Below are 23,630 nucleotides of genomic sequence, written 5' to 3' on the forward strand. Positions count from 1 at the left end.
CGTGCTGCCGGGGTGGTCGTGGGACCGATCGCACCCTTGAATAGGCGCCTGCTAATTCAAGGTTGTTGCTTCTGAACGTGAATATCGCGCCCGCTGTTGGCCGACGCAGAGATCGAGAAGCGATCGGTCGTTCAGATCTTCCGCCCTCGGGGCATCAGCCGCACATCGGGCAGGGGCGGCGCAGGGATGCGCACGTCGTGTCCGTCGACGACGCCGAACCGGCCGGTCGGGCCGCCGGCCGACTCGTTCTCCCAGTCGGTGCGCGCCCGCGCGATCTCGTCATGGCTGCGGCCGGCGAAGTTCCACCACATGACGATCTCGGCCTCGAAGGGCTCGCCGCCCAGCAGGAACAGCAAGGCCCCTTCGGCGCTCGACACGTCGACGTGGTCGCGGGAGTCGCCGAGGTAGAGCAGGTCGTTCAGAGCGAGCGCATGCTGCGCCACGGTGATGTCGCCCTCGACGAGCATCACGGCGTGCTCCCACTCCACGTCGAGCGGCAGCCGAACAGTCGAGCCCGCAGGCACCACGATCTCGGCGCCGACGATCGGCGTGTGCACGGTCGCGGGCGATCGCACGCCGGCGAACTCTCCCAGGACGACCGTGGCCTCGGCATCCGTCCCCTCCACCGCGGGAAGAGCGACGTTCGGCAGATCCGTGTGGCGCTCGAAGCCGGGAGCCCCGTGCCGGGCGGACTCCGGCAGCACGACCCAGAACTGCAGAGCGTCGAGCGGGATCGGGTCATCGCCGATCGAGTACTCGGAGTGCGAGATGCCGTTGCCGGCCGTCATGAGGTTGAGCTGTCCTCGACGAAGATCCGCGTCGCTGCCGAGCGAGTCGCGATGGCGGATCTCTCCGACCAGAGGCCAGGTCACGGTCTGCAAGCCGATGTGCGGGTGCGGCTCGACGCGCATCTTCGTGTCGGCAGGGCCGAAGCGGTCGAGGAAGCACCACGCGCCGATCGTGGGGAGGTTGCGATGGGGGAGCGCACGCAGCACGTTCATGCCGCGGACCCCGCCGAGCGGAACCTCCCTGGGCTCGAGGACGATGCGCCGTTCCCCGACAGATGCCATCGGATGCTCCTTCTTCTGCCGTGGCGGACCGCGCCGCTCGGGGCGGCGGGCCTTGCTCGGCGCCTGGTTAGACTCGACGGCATGCGTGCCGCCGTGTCATCGTCGATTGTGGCCGTCTTCGGCGCTTCCCTCATTCTGAGCGGCTGCGCCTCCGGAGGCAACGCGGGGTTCTGCGGGCCGCTCCTCGACGACACGGAGATCGCCGCCGTCGCGTTCAACCCCGTGGTCCCGGGGATGGACGTCACCGCCCACGTGCGGGACCGGCTCGAGCTGGTCGAGAAGCTCTCGCCCGCAGCCGATCTTGCAGACGAACTCGAAACCTGGAAGGCCTATCTCGAGAAGGTCGTCGATGTCACGGATGCGGACTTGTCGGGGACGTTCGACGCGTACCACGATGACCCGGCGGTGGAGAAGGCCGGGACCGCCCTACGTGATTACTACACCGACGTCTGCTTGAGGTAGCTCAGCCCGCGGCCCCCGGTCGCTTCGGCCAGCGAATCTCGGCACCGGGGATCTCGTGCGTCTCGAGGTACTTCGCGATGTACGGACACAGCGGCACGATCGCGTCGCCGGACGCTGCGGCGTCTGTGAGCGCCGCCTTCGCGAGGATGCCGGCCAGTCCGCGTCCCTGGAACGCGGGGTCGACCTCAGTGTGCGTGAAGCGGATCGCGCCGGGGCGCAGGTCGAACTCGGCGAAGCCGGCGAGCACATCGCCGACCGTGATCTCGTAACGGGACGCGTCGTCGTTGCGGGTGACGGTGGTGTCGGTCATGCGACCAACCTACGCCCGCCGCAGAGCGCGAAGGCCTGGGAAGGGTGCGGATCTCGCCCTGTGGAGAACGCGGCCGGTTGTCGGCGCTGGTCGTTACGCTGGGGGGATGCCGCAGACCTCCCGTGATCCCTACGCAGGATGGGTTCCTGAGCCCGTCGAAGGGTACGCAGACGAGCCCTGGGGTGATGGCTGGGAGCCGAGTGAACCGCCGGAGCCCATGGACTGGGAGCCGCAGGGCGCAGGGTATGAGCCGCCGCTGGACTGGGGTCCGGGCCCTGTGACACCGGTGACGGCATCCGCCTCTGCCGTGAGACGGGCGACGCCGAGCCGATTCGCGACCGCCGGCGAGGCGCTGCACACGGTCTTCGGGTACGAGGAGTTCCGCGGCGACCAGGCCGCGATCGTCGAGCAGGTGATCGGCGGCGGGGATGCCGTCGTGCTGATGCCGACCGGCGGCGGCAAGAGCATCACCTACCAGGTGCCGGCGCTGGTGCGCGAGGGCACCGGTCTCGTGATCAGCCCTCTCATCGCGCTCATGCACGATCAGGTCGACGCACTGCGTGCGAACGGCGTGAAGGCGGCGTACCTGAACTCGACGCAGTCGATCGACGAGCGCCGCGAGGTCGAGCGGGCGTACGTCGCCGGCGAGCTCGATCTCATCTACGTGGCTCCCGAGCGGCTCTCCAGCCCCGCCACGACCTCGCTGCTCCAGCGCGGCACGCTCAGCGTCATCGCGATCGACGAGGCGCACTGCGTGTCGCAGTGGGGTCATGACTTCCGCCCCGACTACCTCGCGCTGGGCGACCTGGGTGAGCGGTTCCCCGGGGTGCCGCGCATGGCGCTCACCGCCACCGCGACCCATGAGACGCACAAGGAGCTCACAGAGCGGCTGCATCTCGACGACGCGAAGCACTTCGTGGCCAGCTTCGACCGTCCGAACATCCAGTACCGGATCGTGCCGAAGGTCGATCCGCGCAAGCAGCTGGTCGCGTTCATCCGGTCTCAGCCCGAGGGCGCGGCCGGCATCGTCTACGCGCTCAGTCGCAAGTCCGTCGAGCAGACCGCGACCTATCTCGCGGCGCAGGGCCTCGACGCCCTGCCGTATCACGCGGGGCTTCCCGCCGAGGTGCGGGCCGCGAACCAGTCGCGCTTCCTGCGCGAGGACGGTGTCGTCATGGTCGCGACGATCGCATTCGGCATGGGCATCGACAAACCAGACGTCCGGTTCGTCGCCCACATCGATCTGCCGAAGTCCGTCGAGGGCTACTACCAGGAGACCGGACGAGCCGGCCGCGACGGCGAGCCGTCCGTCGCCTGGATGGCCTACGGGCTCGGCGACGTCGTGCAGCAGCGCCGCCTGATCGACCAGAGCCCCGGCGACCGCACGTTCAAGATGCGCATGGGGCAGCACCTCGACGCGATGCTCGCGCTGTGCGAGACGGTCGAGTGCCGTCGCCAGAACCTGCTCGGCTATTTCGGCCAGGAGTCGCAGCCGTGCGGCAACTGCGACACATGCCTCGAGCCCTCCGACACCTTCGACGGACTCGTGCCCGCCCAGAAGCTGCTGTCGACCATCGTGCGCCTCAAGCGCGAGCGCAACCAGGCCTTCGGCGCCGGACACCTGATCGACATCCTCCGCGGAGCATCGACCGAGCGCATCCGCCAGCAGGGGCACGAGCAGATCGCGACGTACGGCATCGGCGCCGACCTCTCCGATCAAGACTGGCGCAGCGTGATCCGCCAGCTCCTCGCGCGCGGCATCCTCGTCGCGCAGGGGGAGTACGGCACCCTGGCGCTCGGGGAACCCGCCGCCGGTGTGCTCAAGGGCGAGACCGCGGTGCCGCTGCGCAAGGACACGATCGGCCGGCCCGCATCGTCCTCACGTGCCCGCAAGGCGAGCGCCGCCGACGCGCTGGATGCCGGCGACCGCCCGCTCTTCGAGGCGCTGCGCACCTGGCGTGCCGAGACCGCGCGCGAGCAGGGCGTGCCGGCGTACATCGTCTTCGGCGACGCCACTCTGCGAGCCCTGGCCGAGCACCGTCCGATGTCGATGGATGCTCTCGACGGCATCACGGGCATCGGCGCGAAGAAGCGCGAGGCCTACGGCGAGGGAGTGCTAGCGGTGATCGCCGCGGCCTGAGGGGAGCCCCTCCGCAGCCGCTGATTCTCGGCATGGCAACGTGCGCCTGCGCCGGCTCGGGCTTGGGCGGCCAAGCGCGCTCCGGTACCCTCATGGATGGGAATACGGTCGGCGCCTCTCTGCGCCACCGCGTCGAACCGCTCGGGGGAGTGATCGCGATGCGTCCATCGGACGCGCCTGCCCCCCGGCGGCAGAGAAACTGGGGGAAGCACATGACGTCCATATCGACCGCAGGATCGACGAGGCGCCGCAGGGCAGGATCCATGGTCGTCGCCGCCGCGCTCGCGGCCGCGAGCCTGCTGTTCACGGCCGCTCCGGCATCCGCCACCTACGCCGAAGGCGGAGACGGGCTGTACCGCGGTTCCATCGACTGGATGGAATGGGGCGCGAGCAACACGCCGATCGTGAACGGCTCGGTGGCCGAGACGACCCGTGTCATCGGCGGCCAGACCCTGAAGACGACGTGCACGATCGACGGAGTCTCGGGGAACGTGAAGGCCTACCGCTCCGGTGACTACCGAGGCGACGCGATCGACAACCTGTACAACATCGGCGGCGCCGGCACCGCCAACCAGATGGTCTACGGCCTCGCCAACACGGACAACGGCGCCACCGTGAGCTTCCACTTCTCCTGCGCGACCACCCTCGACGGCCGTGCGGTGCCGCTGAGCGGTCTCGTCGTCGCTGATGCCGAGTCGAGCAACCTGCGCCAGGGCGAGTACATCCAGGCCGACCCCGACGAGACCTCGGCCAGCTGGCGTATCATCGAGCGTGCGCGCAACTGCGCCACGAGCGTCAACGCCACCCTGCAGTCGGGTGGTCAGCTGCGTCTGTCTCCCGACGCCGATCAGTGCTCCCAGCGGGCAGACGGCTACGGGCCCATCGCGATCGGCTTCATGGAGGGGGCGACCGGGGCGAGCGTTCAGATGAAGGGTGGTGGGCGCACCGCCATCGCGCTGGGCGTGATGCTCGACGCCGACTTCGGCGACGCACCCGAGAGCTACGGTGAGGCCGGAGCCCTCCTCGACCGGGACTGGCAGGGCGGCTCTGTGCCGATCGGCACCACGAACGTCTCTGACGACGCCTTCACCCTCGCGACGCCGGGCGCACCGGCGCTCCGGCTCGGTGCATCCGTCGATGCCGAGTCGTCGCACCTGTTCAGTGCCGCCGCTGACGGCGACGACCTCTCCGGATCAGACGACGAAGACGCCGTGGGCGCGATCGGCACGGTCGCGGTGACGCCAGGCGAGCAGTACACGCTGGCCTCGGTCGCGTGCACGGGCAACGGCGTCGTCGCCGGCTGGATCGACTGGAACCGCAACGGCGTGTTCGATGACGGCGAGCGCTCCGCACCCGTGCCGTGCGCCGGGGGCACGTCCACGCTGAGCTGGACCGTGCCGCTCGATGCGAAGAGCGGGGCGAGCTTCGTGCGGCTGCGCATCGCGTCTTCCGAGGCCGAGCTGGCCTCTCCCATCGGCATCACGACCTCGGGCGAGGTCGAGGACCACGCGCTGACCCTCTCGCTGCCTGGTCTGGCGATCGAGAAGATCTCTGATGCGACGGCCGACACTCGTCCCGGCGACACCGTCACGTACACGGTGCGGGCGACGAACACCGGAACGACCCCGTTCACCACGCAGTACCCCGCGGTCGTGGTCGACGACCTCGCGGGTGTGCTCGACGACGCCGACTACGCTGACGATGCGTCGGCCGACCGGGCCGGTACAGTCTCGTACGCCTCGCCGCTTCTGTCGTGGACGGGGGTGCTCGCAGTCGGGGATCGCGTCGAGATCACGTACAGCACGGTCGTGAAGGGCGGCGGCGACGGCACAGCCCGCAACGTCGCCTGGGCGCCGGCCGACCCGAAGAATCCTGTCACGCCCGATTGCGCGGATGCCGTCGACGGCAGGGACCCGGTGACGGGCGAGTCGTGCGCCGAGGCTGTGCACCTGTTGCCGAAGCTCACGGTGAAGAAGACGGCGCTCACGGCCGACCTTCCGGCCGTGGGAGGCGCGGCCCGGTTCCGCGTCGAGCTGACCAACTCCGGGCCTGGCGCCTTCACCGCGGACGCTCCTGCCGTGGTCCGCGACGACCTCATCGAGGTCCTCGACGATGCGACCTTCGACGCCGTGACCTCGGATGTCGACCCGCAGCCCGAGTTCGACGGCGATCGCTACCTCACCTGGCGTGGCGCGCTCGCGAGCGGTCAGACCGTGACGATCGAGTACTCGGTGATCTACCGCGGCACCGGCGACCACCTGCTCTTCAACACCGTGTGCGTCGACCCCGACGACGCGGCGGCATGGGCGGATGCGTGCGATACGGCCCAGGTGCCGGCAGCAGACCCGAGCTGGTGGAAGGAGGTCAAGGCCAGCAGTGACCCTGTCGTGGCCGGGACGACCCTCGACTACACGCTCTGGTTCGCGAACGAAGACGGCCTGGCTTCGGCGGCGATCGACGCGGCGGACCACCTGACGCACGTGCTGGACGACGCCGACGTCACGATCGAGCCGGCATCCGACACCCTCACTGTGACCCGCGAGGGCGAGATCATCTCGATCACGGGGGAGGTCGAACCCGGTGAGCTCGCGTCGGTGACGTATCAGGTCACCGTGCGTGCCGACGGGCAGCGCGGCGACGACATCGCGGCGAACTTCCTGCTCGACGGAGGCACCCCGCCGCCCGCGACGCCGGAGTGCACGCCGCAGGACGCTGAGCGCCCCGACTGCACGGTCACCCCGATCCGCACGCCGGCGCCGACACCTGATCCCACGACGCCGCCTGCCTCGCCGCTCGCGACCACAGGTGGAGCCCTTCCGGTGGCGGCGCTCGTCGTCGGAATCCTCGCCATTGCCGTAGGGGGCGTGTTCCTGTTCCGTCGCCGTCGCCGCGACGACGCGGACTGATCCCCCACTGCCGGGCCGAGCATCCGTTCGATGCTCGGCCCGGCATCGGCCGGCGACTCAGTGTGCAGGCAGCACGTCGTCGAGGTGGGCCCGCAGCTGCTCCGCGACGTCGACCGCCTTCCGGTCGTAGAGCCACTGATACTGCAGGCCGTCCCACAGGGCGATGAGCCAGATCGCCTCGCGCTCGGGATCGCGGTGCTCCGGCAGATCACCGTCGAGTTGCGCGAGCCGGAACATCTCGGTGAAGTAGTCGATGCTGCGGCGGAAGCGATCGGTGAAGTAGTCGTGCGCGGGATGGGAGGCGGGCACCGCCTCGCATGACAGCACGGCGTACACCTCGATCAGGCCCGGCTCGTCGGTGGCGTTGCGCTGTGCGCCCTCGGGCATCCCTCGCAGCACGTCGGCGGCTCGCGCGGTGGCGGTCTCCTCGCCGTGCCCTCGGATCGCCCGGTCGCGCTGGATCAGCACCGCGCTCAGCAGCGCCTCCTTGGTGGGGAAGTGGTGCAGCAGCGTCGACTTCGAGACGCCCACGACCGAGGCGATGTCGCTGAGGCTCGTGTCGCCGTAGCCGCTGCGGGCGAACAGCTGCATGGCGTCGGCGAGGATACGCGCACGCCGGCGACGGCCGGTCGCGTACCCGGAGAGGTCGTCGTCTCCCATCGAGCTGACGGAGAGCTCGGGAAGCGGGCCGGCGCCCTCCGGGCGCGGGTCCGTCTCGTCAGAGGCGCGCCAGCCGACGGGCGTCGCCCAGAGCCCCTCACGCTCTCCCAGCATGTCGACGACGTCGACGCGATCGGGCAGGTACTGTGCGATCAGCTGCAGACCGTCCCATCCCGCGATGGCGCGCGTGGTCTCCGCGGCGACGTCGCGGTCGGGGGCGATGACGCCGAGGTCGACGGCGTCCTGCAGCGCATCCATCGTGAGCGCGCGCATGTTCGCGTATCGCTCGCGCATGCGCTCATGGCTGGGATGGCCGGTGGCGGATGCTTCGCCGGTGAGCGCCGCGAAAAGCTCGAGATAGCCCGGCGTGGTGGCGTTGCGCGCCGCGAGTTCCGAGAACATCAGCGCTCCGGGCTCCGCGGCCGCGACGGCCAGGTCGAACACGTCTGCGTTGTCCTGCTCGAACCGCGCGACGACCTCGGCCAGCAACGCGTCCTTCGAGGGGAAATGACCGAGGAGCCCGGGGTGGCTGACGGATGCCGCGGCGGCGATGTCGCGCAGGGAAGTGGAGCGGTAGCCCTGAGTGACGAACAGCTCGTGAGCAGCCCCGAGGATCCGCTGACGGGTGGCGGCGGATCGGGCGTTGCGGGTGCTGGTCATCGCATCCTCCTGTGACACTCTATCCTCGCGCATTACCAATCGGTCGATATTCACTTACCAAACGGTCGAGATTTCTGTATCCTCGAGTCAGCGCCGAGTCGCCGACGACCGGCTGAGCCCCTGCCCGAAAGGAACTCCCATGACAGAGCTGTCATCGGCCGCGAATGCGGCCGCCGCCGGAACCACCGGCTTCAAGCTGCCCGGAACGACTCCCGCCAAGACGCCGCGCGGCTACACTCCGGGTCTCGCGGCCGTGAACTTCGGCGTCTACCTCGCCCTGCTCACCCCGGTCATGGTCTCGATGGCCTTCAAGGTCCAGCACATCGATCCCGCGAACACCGAGGGCAGCCTGGGACTCGTGATGGGTGTCGGCGCGGCGTTCGCGCTCATCGCGAACCCGCTCGTCGGGCGGCTCTCCGACCGCACCACCTCGCGGTGGGGGATGCGGCGGCCGTGGATCCTCGGCGGCGCGATCGTCGGCCTGGGCGGATTCGCCCTGATCGGCGCCGCATCCTCGGTCTGGATGGTCCTGCTCGCGTGGTGCCTCGTGCAGACCTCGATGAACGCCGTCCTCGCGGCCGCGAACGCCACGCTGCCCGATCAGGTGCCGGTCTCGAGTCGTGGAAAGGTCTCCGGCCTGGTCGGAATCACGACGCCTATCGGAATCCTCGCCGGCAGCTTCCTGGTGAACTTCCTCCCCGGCGACTTCGAGCGCTTCGTCGTCCCCGGCGTGATCAGCCTGATCCTGGCGATCCTCTTCGTCGCGATCCTCAAGGACCGCGTGCTCACCGAGAAGCCGGCCGAGAAGTTCACGATCGGCATGTTCTTCGGCTCGTTCGTCTTCAACCCCCGCACGCACCCCGACTTCGGCTGGACCTGGCTGACGAAGTTCCTGGTGATGTTCGGCTACGCCGGCATCGCAACCTTCCTCCCGCTCTACCTCGTCACCAAGTTCGGCCTCGACGAGGAATCGGCGATCGGCGTCATCCTCGCCGCGAATCTGGCCTCGATGGCTGCCATGGCGATCTCGTCGCCGCTCGGCGGCTTCCTCTCCGACAAGCTCGGCAAGCGCCGTCCTTTCGTCGCGATCGCAGGCGTCATCATGGTCGTCGGACTCGTGATCCTCGCCGTGGCCCCCAGCATCCTGGTCGTGATCATCGGCCAGGCCGTCATCGGACTCGGCGCCGGCTCGTTCTTCTCGGTCGACCTCGCCCTCGCCACCGAGGTGCTGCCCAACCCCGATGACGTCGCGAAGGATCTCGGGGTGCTGAACATCGCCAACGCGCTGCCGCAGTCGATCGCCCCCGCCGTGGCCCCCGCGATCATCGCGCTGGGCGCGGCCACGCCGCTCGGCGGCTACGCCACCTGGTACCTGTTCGGAGCGCTGGTGGCGCTCGCGGGTGCCGTGCTCGTCTATCGCATCAAGGGAGTCAAGTGATGACCGAACCGACCGAACGCCCCTGGCTGAACGCCGAGCTGCCCGTCGAGGAGCGCGTCGAGCTGTTGCTCGGCGAGATGACGCTCGAGGAGAAGGCCGGGCTCTTCTTCCAGACCATGATCGTGATGGGCGAGGGCGGCGAGCTCTCCGAGGGCGATTCGGCCTTCGGCATCCCCTCGAACCGCGAGTACGTGGTCGAGCGCCACATGAACCACTTCAATCTGCTCGGGGTCGCACCGAAGGCGAGCGACATCGCGGCCTGGCACAACAAGCTGCAGGAGCTCGCGGCGTCCACCCGCCTCGGCATCCCGGTGTCGATCTCGACCGACCCCCGCCACTCGTTCAGCGACAACCCCGGCGCGACCATGTTCGCCGGGCCCTTCTCGCAGTGGCCCGAGCCCCTGGGGCTCGCGGCGACCCGCGACGCAGAGCTCGTCGAGCGCTTCGGCGACATCGCGCGCCAGGAGTACACCGCCGTCGGCATCCGCGTCGCCCTGCACCCGCAGGTCGACCTCGCCACGGAGCCGCGCTGGGCGCGTCAGCTGCAGACGTTCGGCGAGGATGCCGCGCTCGCCGGCGAACTGGGAGCCGCCTACGTGCGAGGTTTCCAGGGGGCGTCGTTCGGACCCGGCTCCGTCTCCACGATGACCAAGCACTTCCCCGGGGGCGGTCCGCAGAAGGATGGCGAGGACCCGCATTTCGACTATGGCCGCGAGCAGGTCTACCCCGGCGACAACTTCGAGCATCACCTGCTTCCCTTCGAAGATATCTTCGCCGCGGGTGGCCGCCAGATCATGCCCTATTACGGCATGCCGGTCGGCACGCAGTACGAGGAGGTCGGGTTCGGATTCAACAAGGACGTGCTCACCGGGCTGCTGCGTGAGCGCTTCGGATTCGACGGCATCGTGTGCACCGACTGGGGGCTCGTGACCGACCAGCCGATCATGGGCGCGGACTTCGCGGCACGCGCATGGGGAGTCGAGCACCTCACGCCCGCCGAACGGATGGTGAAGATCCTCGACGCGGGCGCAGACCAGTTCGGCGGCGAGAGCGAGACCGCCATGCTCATCGAGCTGGTGCGGTCGGGCGAGGTGTCCGAGGAGCGCCTCGACGTCTCGGCACGGCGCCTGCTGCGCGAGAAGTTCGCGCTCGGGCTGTTCGAGAACCCCTACGTCGACGTGGCGGCGGCTGATGCGATCGTTGGCTCGGCGGAGTTCCGCGCGGCAGGCGAGCAGGCCCAGCGCGCATCGATCGCGGTGCTGTCGAATGACGGTGTGCTGCCGCTGCGTGCAGGGCTCAAGCTGTACGTCGAGGGCATCGATTCCGAGGTCGCCGCTCGATACGGGGAGGTGGTGGCGACTCCGCAGGAGGCGGATGCTGCGATCCTGCGTCTGCAGGCCCCCTATGAGCAGCGCGCGACGATGTTCGAGAACTTCTTCCACGCGGGCTCTCTCGACTTCCCTGAAGAGGTCGTCGCCCACGTCGCAGAGGTTGCAGCATCCGTCCCGACTGTCGTAGATATGTTCCTCGACCGACCTGCCGTTCTCGGCCCGCTCGTCGACCGCGCGAGCGCGGTCGTCGCGAACTGGGGTGCGAACGCCGGCGCTCTGCTCGACGTGCTCACGGGGCAGGCATCCGCGACCGGCAAGCTGCCGTTCGACGTGCCGCGCTCGATGGCCGCGGTCGAAGCCTCGCGTGCCGATGTGCCCTTCGACACCGCCGATCCGCTCTTCCGCTTCGGGCACGGGCTGTCTCTGTAAGCGCGGGAACGCGAATCGCCCCACGGCTTACGTGGGGCGATTCTGCGTGCGGGCGAGCATGAGCGAAAACACGTGCGGGCGAGCATTCGCGAAAACATCTGTCAGCGCGGGTTTTCCAATACTTCGGAACACCGCTTTCCTGGATGTTCGCCGATATATCTGAATGTTGCCTCTTGACGCGCTCTCAGGGTGCGCTCAGACTCCCTCGTAAGGGAGGGATCCCGTCAGCGACATCGCTGGCTCCTGGGGGGGAGCTCGCCTCATGCGTAATCGGATGAGGAGGGAATGTTCATGCGTGAACATCAAGGAAGCGTCGACCGGAGAAGGGCAGGGCGGCTTCGGCTGCCGCAACTCGTCTCCGGTGTGGCCTTCGGCATCGTAGGAGTACTGTTCGCGTCGAGCGCCGCCTCCGCGGCAGGACTCGACACCTATCCGACCGACCCGACGGAGGCTGAGGCCAGCATCGCGGAGGTCGTTCTCGGCGGCTCGGACGTGCTCGCCCTTGCAGATTCGCACGCCGGATCGACCAGCGCTCCTGGGCCGGTGCGCAAGCCGTTCGCAGGTTCGATCCTCGGCGGCGAGATCGTCGACTTCGGCCCCGGCATCAGCATTCCCCTCGACCAGTTCATCGACTTCGGGCAGGCGGGGGTCCTGCTCAGCGAGTCGACCGCAACCGACGCGCGCAACGGCCAGGGCATCTCCGGCATCGCAGGCGGCGACGGCGGACTCACCCTCGACGGAGCGGATGCCGACTTCGGCACTGCAGACATCGATCTGCTGTCGCTGTTCAGCGCGGCGGGAGTCGACGGCGTGACCGATCTCGCGATCGATCGGGCCGACTTCTCATTCGGTCTGGGTGGTGCCTGGGCGCAGGCCATCGACGGCGTCCTGCAGGACCCCGATGGCGTCGGCGGGCTCGGCCAGTACCGGGTCGGCGACGCGAAGATCGTCATCCACTCGCCCGTGATCGAGCAGGCGGCAGCCGGCGTGAGCACCGCGACCGGCACCCTCGAGCAGAACGTGGTGAGCCTCGTCAACACGACGCTCGGTCTCGGCGCTCTGCTTCCGGGCATGACGGTCAACACGACGGTCCAGACGACTCTGACCCAGGACGTGCTCAACGCGGTCGTGCTCTCACCCATCTCGACGGACGACGGACTCGCGACGATCGACATCGGCGCTGGAACGATCACGATCGACGTCGGCCGCCTCGGCGGCAACGACGACGGCGTGATCCCGAACCGCCCGATCGGCATCAACAACCAGGACCCGAACACCGAGCTGATCGACAGCACGACGTACCCGTTCATCGCATCGAGCGTCCACGACGTCATCGAGAAGGTGCTCGAGGTCGCGACGGACGCTGCGGTCAACTCGCTGAAGGCGATGAAGATCAACGTCGCGGTCACGGCGGCCACCGGCACCACGGCCGGATGGACCATGGACCTCACGGGCGCCATCACCAACCCGTTCTGCACCCCGGCCGCGTTCGACTTCGTCACCTGCCCGCTGGTCGCCACGGCGCGTGCCGCAGCCGGCGTCGCAGCGGCGACGCTCGGCCCGATCATCGCCGACGGCAACAACCCTCTGTACGACGCGTTCACGCTGATCAAGACCGACCTCATCACGGTGCCGGTCAGGGCCGCGGTCGATCCGTTCCTGGATCTGATCGCGAACAACGTGTTCTCGGCGCAGTTGAACCACCAGGTCACCGAGACCTGTACGCCAGCAGGAGGCGGGACCCCGCTCACCTCGGGTCTTGAAGTCTCGGCACTCAGCATCGGCGTCGTGGGAGGCCTCGCTCGGTTCAACGTCGGCAACGCCGGCGTCCGCACCGACGCCTGCAACCTCGCCGCACCGGCTCTGACGGCGACGTCCCCGGCTCCGGCCGGCGGCTCGACGACGCTGACCTCGTGCGGCTGGGCGCCGAACGCGGCGATCTCGTTCCAGCTGACGAATGCCGCTGGCGCGGTCGGCACCCCGCTGTCCGCGACCGCCGACGCCACCGGCTGCATCCCGGCCGCCACCGCCCTGCCGATCCCGGCAGACGCGACCGCCGGTGACTACACGGTCGTCGGAACGGGCCCGGGCGGCGTCCAGGTGACCGCTCCGGTGACCGTCTACGCGCCGACGCTCGATGCGCAGTCCCCGGTCGCACCGGGTGACTGCACGGCGATCACCTCGGGCGGCTGGCTGCCGAACACCCCCGTCACCCTGCAGCTGCAGGACTCGACCGGCACGGCCGTGGGTGCTCCCCTGCCTGTGACCTCCGACGCGACGGGCAACCTTCCCGCGGGCACCTGCCTGACCATCCCGGCGGGCACGCCCGAGGGTGACTACACGGTCGTCGGCACCGACGCGAACGGCGCCGAGATCACCGACACGGTCACGGTCGAGATCGGGGCTCTCACTCCGACCCTCTCGGTCACGTCTCCGGCTCCCGCCGGCGGCGAGACCACGGTGACCTCCACCGGCTGGAACCCGAGCTCCTCGGTCTCCTTCCAGCTGACCGACCCGGCCGGTGACCCGGTCGGCGCTCCGGTGCCGGTCATGACCGACGCCGACGGCGACGTCCCCACGGGCACCACGGTTCCCGTTCCTGCCGGCTCGCCGGCAGGCGACTACACGGTCGTGGGCACGGACGTCGATGGCAACAACGCGACGGCTCCGCTCGCGGTCTACGCTCCGACGCTCGACGCGCAGTCCCCGGTCGCACCCGGCGCCTGCACGGCGATCACCTCGAGCGGCTGGCTCCCGAACTCGCCGGTCTCCTTCCAGCTGACCGACGGCGGCGGTACGGCCATCGGCGCGGCCCTGCCCGTGACGACGGATGCTGCGGGCGTCGTGCCGGCAGGCACCTGCCTCACGATCCCGGCAGGAACGCCTGACGGCGACTACCAGGTCGTCGGCTCCGACGCCAACGGCGCGGAGGTCACCGACGCGGTGACCGTCGCGGCTGACGCGCTCACGCCGACTCTGACGGTCACGTCTCCGGTTCCCGCCGGCGGCACCACCACGGTGACGTCCGACGGGTGGAACCCGGCATCGCTGGTCACCCTGCAGCTGCAGGCTCCTGACGGCTCCGACGTCGGCACCCCGGCGGATGTCACCACTGACGCCGCCGGTGCGGTTCCGGCAGGCACGACGCTGACGGTTCCGGACGGATCCCCGGCCGGTGACTACACGGTCGTCGGCACCGACACAGACGGCAACAACGCTTCGGCGCCGCTCGCCGTCTACGCACCGGTGCTCACGGCATCCTCCCCGGTCCCGGCCGGCGGCTCGACGACGGTGACGTCGTCCGGCTGGCTGCCGAACTCCGCAGTGGAGCTGCAGTTCACCGACGGCGACGGCAACCCCGTCGGCGCTCCGGTGCCCGTCACCACCGACACCACGGGTGCAGTGCCTCCCGGTACGACGATCCCGGTTCCGCTGACGACCACCCCCGGCACCGACTACTCGGTCGTGGGCGCCGACGCCGCAGGCGCCGAGGCCACCGCTCCGGTCGAGGTGACCGCCGCGGTGATCAGCCCGACGCTCACGGCGACGTCTCCGGTTCCGGCCGGCGGCTCCACCACCGTGACCTCGGGTGGCTGGGTTCCCGGTTCGCAGGTGAGCCTGCAGCTGCAGGACCCTGCGGGTGCGGATGTGGGTGCTCCGGTGCCCGTGATGACCGATGGCGATGGCGACATCCCCACCGGCAGCACGGTTCCGGTTCCCGCTGACGCGGTGGGCGGCGACTACACGGTCGTGGGCACCGACCTGGCAGGCAACGAGGCATCCGCCCCGGTGACGGTGTACGCGCCGGTCATCGACGCGGCGTCTCCGGTTCCGGCCGGCGGCACCACCGCGGTCACGTCGTCGGGCTGGCAGCCGAACTCGCCTGTGGCTCTGCAGCTGACGGACGGCGCTGGCGCGCCGCTCGGGGCTCCGGTGAACGTGGTCGCAGACGGCATGGGTGTGATCCCGGCGGGCACGACCGTTCCGGTCCCGGCGGGCACGACGCCCGGCACGGACTACGCGGTCGACGCGACCGACGGCACGGTGACGGTGTCCGACACCGTCGAGGTGACGGCGGCGGGCATCAACCCGACGATCGCGGCGACGTCTCCGGTTCCGGCCGGCGGTGAGACCACGGTGACGTCCGACGGCTGGAACCCGAACGCCCCGGTCACGCTTCAGCTGACCGACGGCGCCGGCGCTCCGGTGGGCGACCCGATCCCGGTCACGACCGACGGCACGGGCTCGTTCCCGGTCGACACCACGGTTCCGGTTCCGGCTGACGCCGCGGCGGGCCCCTACACGGTGGTCGCCACGGATGCAGACGACGTCGAGATCTCGGCCCCGCTCGCCGTCTACGCTCCGACGCTGGACGCGGAGTCTCCTGTGGCTCCCGGCTACTGCTCGCTCGTCACGTCGGGCGGCTGGCTGCCGAACTCGCAGGTCACGCTGCAGCTGAGGGATGCTGACGGAAACCCCGTCGGCGCGCCGGTGACGGTGACGACGGATGCCGCAGGCAACGTCCCCGCCGACACCTGCGTCCCGATCCCCGCTGACGCCGAGCCCGGCGACTACGAGATCGTCGGAACGGACGACAACGGCGCGGAGATCACCGATCCCGTGACGGTCGACCCGACGGCGATCGACCCGACGATCACGGCGACGTCTCCGGTTGCGGCCGGTGGCGAGACCACGGTCACCTCCGCCGGCTGGGTGCCCGCGACCACGGTGAGCCTCCAGCTCACCGATGGCGCAGACGCTCCCGTGGGCGCCCCGGTCGACGTCACGACCGGCGCGGACGGCAGCGTCCCGGCCGACACGACAGTGCCGGTGCCGCTGACGGCGGCACCAGGCGCCGACTACTCGGTGGTCGCGACGGATGAGAACGGCATGGAGGTCTCGGCACCGCTCGAGGTCACCGCGGCGGTTCTCACCCCGACGATGTCGGCGACCTCTCCGGCTCCGGCCGGCGGCGAGACCGTCATCACCTCCACAGGCTGGGTTCCGGCATCCGATGTCACCCTCCAGCTGAAGAGCGGCGGCACCCCCGTCGGTGACCCGGTGCCCGTCACCGTCGACGCCACGGGTGCTCTTCCGACCGGCACCGCGGTGCCGATCCCGGATGACGCGACCGCCGGCGACTACACGGTCGATGCCCTGGACGAGTTCGGCAACGTGGCATCCGCCCCGCTGGCGGTCTACGCTCCGGTGCTCTCCGCCACCTCTCCGGTCACCGCCGGCGGCACCACCACGGTGACGTCGACGGGCTGGCTGCCCAACTCGGCTGTGACTCTGCAGCTGACGGACGGCGCCGGCGCCCCGGTGGGCGCTCCGGTGGATGTCACCGCCGACGGCACGGGTGCGATCCCGGCCGCCACCACGCTGACCGTCCCGGCCGGCACCCCGGCGGGAACGGACTACGAGGTGATCGGCACCGACGCGAACGAGGCGCAGGCCTCCGACGTGATCGAGGTCGTGGCGGCCAACGCTCCGGTCCTGACCGCTTCGTCTCCGGTTCCTGCCGGCGGCGAGTCGGACATCGAGTCCGGCGGCTGGGAGCCGAACACCGAGGTCACGCTTCAGCTGACCGACGGGGACGGCAACCCGGTGGGCGACCCGGTGGTCGTGACGACGGACGGCGACGGCAACGTCCCCGACGGCACCACGGTCCCGGTTCCGGCCGACGCCACGGCGGGCGACTACACGATCGTGGGAACGGATGGTGACACGGTGGTCTCGGCCCCGCTCGCCATCTACGCCCCGACGATCAGCGCGACCTCTCCGGTCACGGCGGGCGGCGCGACGACGGTGACGTCGGCGGGCTGGCAGCCGAACTCGGCGGTGTCGCTGCAGCTGACCGACGGCGGCGGAGCGCCTGTGGGCGCCCCGGTGGACGTGACGACGGACGGCACGGGTGCGATTCCCGCGGCCACCACCGTCCCCGTTCCCGCTGACGCAGTCGCAGGCGCCTACTCGGTGGTCGGCACGGACGAGAACGGCGCGGAGGTCTCGGCACCGGTCGAGGTCGAGGCGGCGGGCACCGCTCCGACGCTGACGGCGACGTCTCCGGTTCCGGCCGGCGGCACGTCGACGGTGACCTCCAGCGGCTGGGACCCGACCGAGTCCGTGAGCATCCAGCTCACGAACCCGGCAGGCGACCCGGTCGGTGCTCCGGTGGAGGTGACCGCAGGCGGCGATGGCAGCATTCCCGCAGGCACCACCGTCCCGATCCCGGCTGACGCCACGGCGGGCACGTACTCCATCGTCGGCACGGGTGAAGGTGACGACGAGGCATCCGCCCCGGTCGCCGTCTACGCTCCGCGACTGCTGGCCGTCTCTCCGGTTCCGGCCGGCGGAACGTCCGCGATCACGTCCGACGGCTGGGTGCCGAACTCCGAGATCACGCTGATGCTGCTCGACGACGGCGGAGACCCGGTGGGCGACCCCGTGGTCACCGACGCTGACGGCGCAGGCGCCGTGCCTGCAGGAACCGCGGTTCCTGTTCCGGCATCTGCCACGCCCGGCGAGTACTCGATCACGGCCGCTGACACGAACGGCGCCGAGCTCGAGGCCCCGCTGACGGTCGTAGCCGCGACCGCGGTCTGCATGAACCCGGCCATCACGGTCAACCCGACTTCGGCTACGGCCGGCTCCACGGTGACGGTGACGGGAACCGGCTTCGCAGCCGGCGGCACGGCGACCGTGCAGCTGTACGACGCGAGCGGCAAGGCCGTGCTGGCCTCGGCGCTCTCGGTTCCGGTCGGCGCGAACTGCGGCTTCACGGTCTCCGTGAAGATCCCCGCAGGAACCGCTCCTGGCACCTACAAGATCGTCGCGACGGACGGCGCCGGCAACGCGGCATCCGTCAACCTGGCGATCACCTCCACCGGCGGCGGCCTGGCGACGACGGGTGGTGAGCCCGGGGTCTACGTGCCGCTGGCGATCATCCTCATCGCGCTCGGCGCCTCGTTCGCCATCATGCGCCGACGCGGCGTGGTGACCGACCAGCTGTAACAGGAAGGAAAGGATGGTGGCGGCCCGCTTGCCGGGTCGCCACCATTCTTTGCGTACACATATATAGATGTCTGTCCGGGGGAGAGCGATGAGAAGGCGCGTGCAGTGGACGGCCGTCGTGGCGATGGGCGGGATGCTCGCGCTCGCCGCGTGCACGGATGCCGGGCCGGACGCCGCCTCCTCACCCTCACCTCATCCGTCCGCCGTCGCCGATCTCGACTGCGCCGACGGGCAGGAGCTCGCCAAGACCCTGTCCAGCGGAGCGACGTGGTCGATGTGCTGGTCGGTGGATCCCGATTTCGGTCTCGTCCTGTCTGACGTGCACATCGCTCCTCCCGGCGCCGAGCCGATCAGCGTCATCTCGTCGATCGCGATCTCCCAGCTCGAGGTGCCCTACGACACGGGCGAGCGTCTCACCAGCGACATCAGCGAGTCCGGCTTCGGCGGCACGAAGATGAAGACCCTCGAGAAGGAGTCGTGCATCGGCGATCGCCTCGCCGCCGACATCCCCGACGTCGGCGACGGCACCTACGGCAAGACACGCAACCGGGAGGTGCTCTGCTCCGAGGTCGTCGACGGCGGGCTCGCCTATCACTCGAGCGAGCTCGTGTCGCCGGCCGTCGCGCGCACCGAGAACTGGCAGCTCTCGACCGTGTCGAGGGTCGGATGGTACGAGTACGTCACGCAGTACGTGTTCGGCGCCGACGGCTCGATCGGCGTGCGCCTGGGCGCGACGGGTGATCTCTCGCCCTTCGACTACACCGACGAGGATCACGGGTCGTCGGTCGGAGAGGGCGATCACGACCACGCCGCCAGCCACTCGCACAACGCGGTCTGGCGGGTGCATTGGGCGCTGGGGGGAGACGGGAGCATGACCGTCGAGCAGTACGACGCCGCGCCGACGGGGGAAGACGGTCCGCAGTCTCCGGTTCTGCAGGGGACGACCACTCCTCTGCCGAATCCCGCGACGGCGGAATGGGTCGACCGGCGCTGGTGGCGGGTGCTCGCGCCCGGTGCGCTCAACGACGACGGGCATCCGATCTCGTACCAGATCGACCTCGAGCGCAGCGACTCGTTCACCTTCGTCGAGGACCATGAGCACGGAGCGGATGCCGGCTACGACGTCGCCTTCACGAACGCTGACGACTGCCAGCTCTACGCGACCCGCAACGCGAAGCTCGGATGCGGCGACGGTGTGCTCGATTTCGTGCAGCGCGGTGCGGGGCAGACGCTCGACGACGTGGTCTCGTGGGTGGCGGTCGGCTTCCACCACGTGCCGCGAGACGAGGATCAGTCGCCCATGGAGATGCACTGGCAGGGGTTCACCCTGCTGCCGCGCGACCTCACGGCGCAGAGATTCGATGTGCCGGAGGGGCATGAGGAGCTCAACGGCGTGCCGAGTGACGAGTGGCTCGACGAGCAGGGCTACGAGGACTGAGCAGGCCTGCTGCCGAGATATGTTGCGATTCGCTACGGAGTTGCGGCGAATCTGAGTGTTGGCTGGACACCGCCGTGTAAATACCGACATACTGGCATGACATGCGCTCTGCCGACTCCTAGTCGGCGCCTGGGGAGGGCCGCGTGACGCGAACGAAGTCCGCATCACACGGGAGAGGCAAATGAAATTGTTTGAGGGGAAGACTCTGCAGCAACGCAGAGCAATAGGTGGGAGCATCGCCGCGGTCACCGCGGGCGCTGTGATTCTCACCAGCGCGTTGGTGCCGATGGGCGCCACCGCAGCGCCGGCGGATGATTCCGAGGCGCTCGGCCAGGTCATCCGCACGGAACTGCTCGGCGGAGACATTCTTGACGTTTCTCAGGCCCTCAGCGGGAACCCGAGCGACATCGGACCGAAGGTCACGCCGCTCAACGTCTCGCTCCTGCAGGGGCTGACGGTCGACCTCGGCGGCGGCCTGCAGCTGCCCCTGATCTCGGGCCCTGCGGGCACCGGGCTGCTCGATCTCGGCGAGCTGGGGGCGCTCAGCTCCTTCGCCGGCTCGCCGACGGCGAACACATCGACCGCGAGCGCCGGCGCGGTCACCGCCGACGGCGCGATCGCCACTGACGTCAACAACCCGGGCGCCTACGGCAACGCGAAGGTCAATCTGACCGACGTGCTCGACCAGCTCGGCGTCGCAGGCATCACCGACCAGGTCGTCGACAACCTCGGCCTCGAGCTCGGCGCCATCGCCTCCACGGCGACTGCCACCGGCTCGACCTCCGACGTCGCGTTCGATTCGCAGTACGCGGTCGCGGACCTCGAGCTCAATGTCTCGAGCCCTCTGGTCGGCACGGTCGCGACTTCGCTCGGCGGCGTGCTCGGCGGCGTGGGCGACACCCTCGATGCGGCCGTCGGGACCGGGGGAGTCCTCGACTCCGTGGTCAGCGCAGTCGACCTCGACCTCGGCATCCCTGCTGTCCTGCAGGTGCAGGTCGGCGGCGGCACGATCTCGATCGACGGTCTCGATGCCGCGATCACGGCCGCGACGAACACGCTCATCACCGAGCCCCTCGCGGACCCGAACGGCATCGTGTCGATCGATCTCGCGAACGGGCTCGTCTCGGTCGACCTCGCGAAGATCGTGAACGGCCCGGGTGCGACCGACCTCAACGGCCTCGACCCGAACACGCTCGTCCTCGACGACACGACGATCACGGCCATCACCTCGGCCGTCTCGGCGGCTCTCGGCACGCTGACCACCAAGGTCACGACCGTCGTCACCGACCTGATCAACAACCTCCAGGTGCACATCGCCCTGGGTGCTCACGTCACGGCTGCCGTCGTGCTCAACGCCGATGTGGACATCACGATCGACGCGAAGCTCGGCCAGCTCACGGGCGCCATCCCCGGCGCACCCGTCGTGGGCGTCGACGGAAACCTGGCAGGAATCGACCTCGGCGGAGTGCTCAGCCTCGTCACCACCCCGGTGATCAACCTGCTGACCAGCACCCTGTCGCCCGTCATCGGCACGCTGCTCACCACGGTGACCAGTGGTCTCGCCCCGGCGATCGACGCGATCATCAACCCGGTCGTGACCGCGCTGAGCCCGCTGTTCGACGCTCTGAACGAGGTCGTCGAGATCACGATCAACGAGCAGCCGACGCCGGGCCTCCTCGGCGCTGAGTCGTTCACGGTCAACGCGATCAGCCTCGAGCTGCTGCCCGGTCTCGGTGCTCTGAACCTCGACCTCGCCTCCTCGACGGTGCGTGCGGCCGAGGTCGCAGCGGTCGACCCGACGGTCGACGCTCAGGACCCGGTCCAGGCCGGCGCCAGCCTGCCCGTGACCGGCGCCGACTGGGTGCCCGGATCCACGGTCACTCTGACGCTGCGTAACGCTGCGAACGACACGATCGGCACTCCCGTGACCGTCACCGTGACCGGCACCGGCGGCTTCCCCGCAGGCACTGTCTACGGCATCCCGGCGAACACCCCGGTGGGCACGGGCTACGTGCTGACCGCGGTCGACAACCAGGACCCGCAGAACATCGCGACCGACACCGTGTCGATCACGGCCGGTGGCGGCGGCGACGTCAACACCAACGCGGCGGCCTCGGCATCCGCGTCGGCTGACGCGACCGCCGACGGTGACCCGTCCGCTCAGGCAGCCGCTGAGGCAGCGGCGTTCTCCGACGCAACCTCGATCGCCTCTGCTGCGGCCACCGCCGACGCTGAGGCCGCCGCGGTTGCAGCCGCCACGGTGACGGCTTCGTCGCAGGCATCGACCACGGCTGACGCCGACGTCAACGCCTCGGCAGCGGTCGCTGCTCAGGCTGCGGCACAGGCGGACAACTCGTCGACCGCGACTGCTGACTCGAGCGCGTCGACGGCGGCCAACGCCAACTCGTCGGTGGCCTCGCAGTCGGCGGCCACGGCCGACGCGTCGACGCAGGCATCGAGCGAAGCATCGACCAACGCCAACGCGGCAGCTTCGGCATCCGCGTCTGCGAACGCCGACGCGTCCAACGACGTCGTGGCACAGGCCGCGGCTCAGGCAGCCGCGTACTCCGACGCTGACGCGTCGACTAGCGCGGCAGCGACCGCAGCGGCCAACGCTGCTGCGCAGGTCGCCGCGAACGCGACCGCATCCACTGCTGCGACTGCCGATGCCACCTCGGCGTCGAATGCGAACGCTGCCGCGGCTGCACAGGCCGCTGCCCTGGCTGATGCATCGTCGAACGTGAACGCTGCCGGATCGACTACAGGCGATCCGAACACCAACGCGTCGACGGCATCGCAGGCTGCTGCCATCTCGGATGCATCGACCACCGCGTCGGCCGACGCAGTGGGAAGCGCCACCTCGTCCGCCACTGCGACGGCTGACCCGAGTGCGACGGCGACCGCCACGGCCGAGGCCAACACCAACGCCTCGGCTTCGGCTGCGGCGTCTGCTCAGGCGGACAACGATAACAATGCGGCGGCTCAGGCGGCTGCGATTGCTGCAGCCACGGTGGACGCTGACTCGAACACTGCGGCTTCGGCTGCGGCGACGGCGAACGCGGAAGCAGCGGCGGCAGTCGCCGCTCAAGCAGAGGCATCCGCCCAGGCGTCCACCGACGCGACGAGCGAGTCGAACGCCCGTGCTGCAGCTGCTGCGCAGTCGTCGGCTGAGGCCGACAGCTCGCAGGCAGCGACTGCCCAGGCGAACGCGAATGCCTCGGCGGCCGCGTCGAACGCAGCCAACGCGGATGCTTCGGTGAACGCCTCGGCTACTGCCGCAGCTGACGCCACGGCTTCGGCCACGGCGTCCGCCACCTCGACCGCGACTGCCTCGGCCACCGCATCCGCCTCGGCGAACGCGAACCCGACGGGCAAGCTCGGCATCACGGTGAAGGTTCCGGTCCTGGAGCGCGGCCAGCAGCAGACCGCTGTCGGCACGGGCTTCAAGCCGGGCGAGGTCGTCACCGGTGTGATGAACTCCGACCCGCTGGCCCTGGGCACCCAGGTCGCAAACGCAGAGGGAACCGTCACCTTCACCTGGGCGATCCCCGCAGGCACCGACCTCGGCACGCACACCGTCACCCTGACCGGCGCAGAGTCGGGCAGTGTCGCGGGTACGTTCCAGGTCGTGGCCAAGGGCCTCGCCACCACCGGTGGTACCGCGCCTAACGGCTGGATCGTTCTCGGAGCCCTGCTCCTGATGTTCGGTCTCGGCACGGCGCTGGTCGCACGCTCCAAGCGTGAGACGATCGCCGCAGAGTAAGCACGCAAG

11 protein-coding genes are annotated in these 23,630 nt (G+C 69.7%); 8 read left to right on the plus strand and 3 right to left on the minus strand.

The window, feature by feature from the left end:
* Window positions 1-131: 131 nt before the first annotated feature.
* Window positions 132-1,070 (minus strand): pirin family protein, encoded by a 939-nt coding sequence (locus tag RS84_RS06545; protein ID WP_045256944.1) that lies wholly within the window; start codon window positions 1,068-1,070, stop codon window positions 132-134.
* Window positions 1,071-1,151: 81 nt separating this feature from the next.
* Between RS84_RS06545 and RS84_RS06550 the strand changes: the two genes are divergently transcribed.
* Window positions 1,152-1,532, plus strand: coding sequence for a hypothetical protein (locus RS84_RS06550; protein ID WP_152641771.1), 381 nt, complete (start codon window positions 1,152-1,154; stop codon window positions 1,530-1,532).
* A gap of 1 nt (window position 1,533) precedes the next feature.
* Here the strand turns inward: RS84_RS06550 and RS84_RS06555 are convergent, their stop codons facing one another.
* The gene (locus tag RS84_RS06555) at window positions 1,534-1,842 is read right to left on the minus strand and encodes a GNAT family N-acetyltransferase (protein WP_045256946.1); all 309 of its coding nucleotides are present in this window, start codon (window positions 1,840-1,842) and stop codon (window positions 1,534-1,536) included.
* 106 nt (window positions 1,843-1,948) lie between these two features.
* On the opposite strand from RS84_RS06555, the gene recQ reads away from it, so the two are divergent.
* A complete protein-coding gene (gene recQ, locus RS84_RS06560; protein ID WP_045256947.1) occupies window positions 1,949-3,982 on the plus strand; it encodes a DNA helicase RecQ in 2,034 nt (677 codons plus the stop codon).
* Between the two features lie 212 nt (window positions 3,983-4,194).
* Window positions 4,195-6,888, plus strand: a complete 2,694-nt coding sequence (locus RS84_RS06565; RefSeq protein WP_160298163.1) for a CshA/CshB family fibrillar adhesin-related protein — start codon at window positions 4,195-4,197, stop codon at window positions 6,886-6,888.
* A gap of 57 nt (window positions 6,889-6,945) precedes the next feature.
* Here the strand turns inward: RS84_RS06565 and RS84_RS06570 are convergent, their stop codons facing one another.
* Window positions 6,946-8,208 (minus strand): TetR/AcrR family transcriptional regulator, encoded by a 1,263-nt coding sequence (locus RS84_RS06570; protein WP_235281404.1) that lies wholly within the window; start codon window positions 8,206-8,208, stop codon window positions 6,946-6,948.
* A gap of 139 nt (window positions 8,209-8,347) precedes the next feature.
* Between RS84_RS06570 and RS84_RS06575 the strand changes: the two genes are divergently transcribed.
* From RS84_RS06575 to RS84_RS06595, 5 genes are all read left to right on the plus strand, one after another.
* Window positions 8,348-9,646 carry an MFS transporter gene (locus tag RS84_RS06575; protein WP_045256950.1) on the plus strand — a complete coding sequence of 433 codons (1,299 nt, stop codon included), beginning with the start codon at window positions 8,348-8,350 and terminating at the stop codon, window positions 9,644-9,646.
* Window positions 9,646-11,406 carry a glycoside hydrolase family 3 protein gene (locus RS84_RS06580; protein WP_045256951.1) on the plus strand — a complete coding sequence of 587 codons (1,761 nt, stop codon included), beginning with the start codon at window positions 9,646-9,648 and terminating at the stop codon, window positions 11,404-11,406. The genes RS84_RS06575 and RS84_RS06580 overlap by 1 nt, the downstream gene beginning before the upstream one ends.
* A 291-nt stretch (window positions 11,407-11,697) precedes the next feature.
* Window positions 11,698-18,420 carry a hypothetical protein gene (locus tag RS84_RS06585; protein ID WP_152641773.1) on the plus strand — a complete coding sequence of 2,241 codons (6,723 nt, stop codon included), beginning with the start codon at window positions 11,698-11,700 and terminating at the stop codon, window positions 18,418-18,420.
* Window positions 18,421-18,520: 100 nt separating this feature from the next.
* Entirely contained in the window at window positions 18,521-19,858 is a 1,338-nt protein-coding gene (locus tag RS84_RS06590) for a copper amine oxidase (protein WP_235281405.1), read from the plus strand.
* 259 nt (window positions 19,859-20,117) lie between these two features.
* Window positions 20,118-23,621: a choice-of-anchor G family protein gene (locus tag RS84_RS06595; RefSeq protein ID WP_160298164.1), complete on the plus strand. Its 3,504-nt coding sequence runs from the start codon at window positions 20,118-20,120 to the stop codon at window positions 23,619-23,621.
* Window positions 23,622-23,630 lie beyond the last annotated feature (9 nt).

The sequence above is a fragment of the Microbacterium hydrocarbonoxydans genome (assembly GCF_000956475.1).
GTDB classification, from domain to species: Bacteria; Actinomycetota; Actinomycetes; order Actinomycetales; family Microbacteriaceae; genus Microbacterium; species Microbacterium hydrocarbonoxydans_A.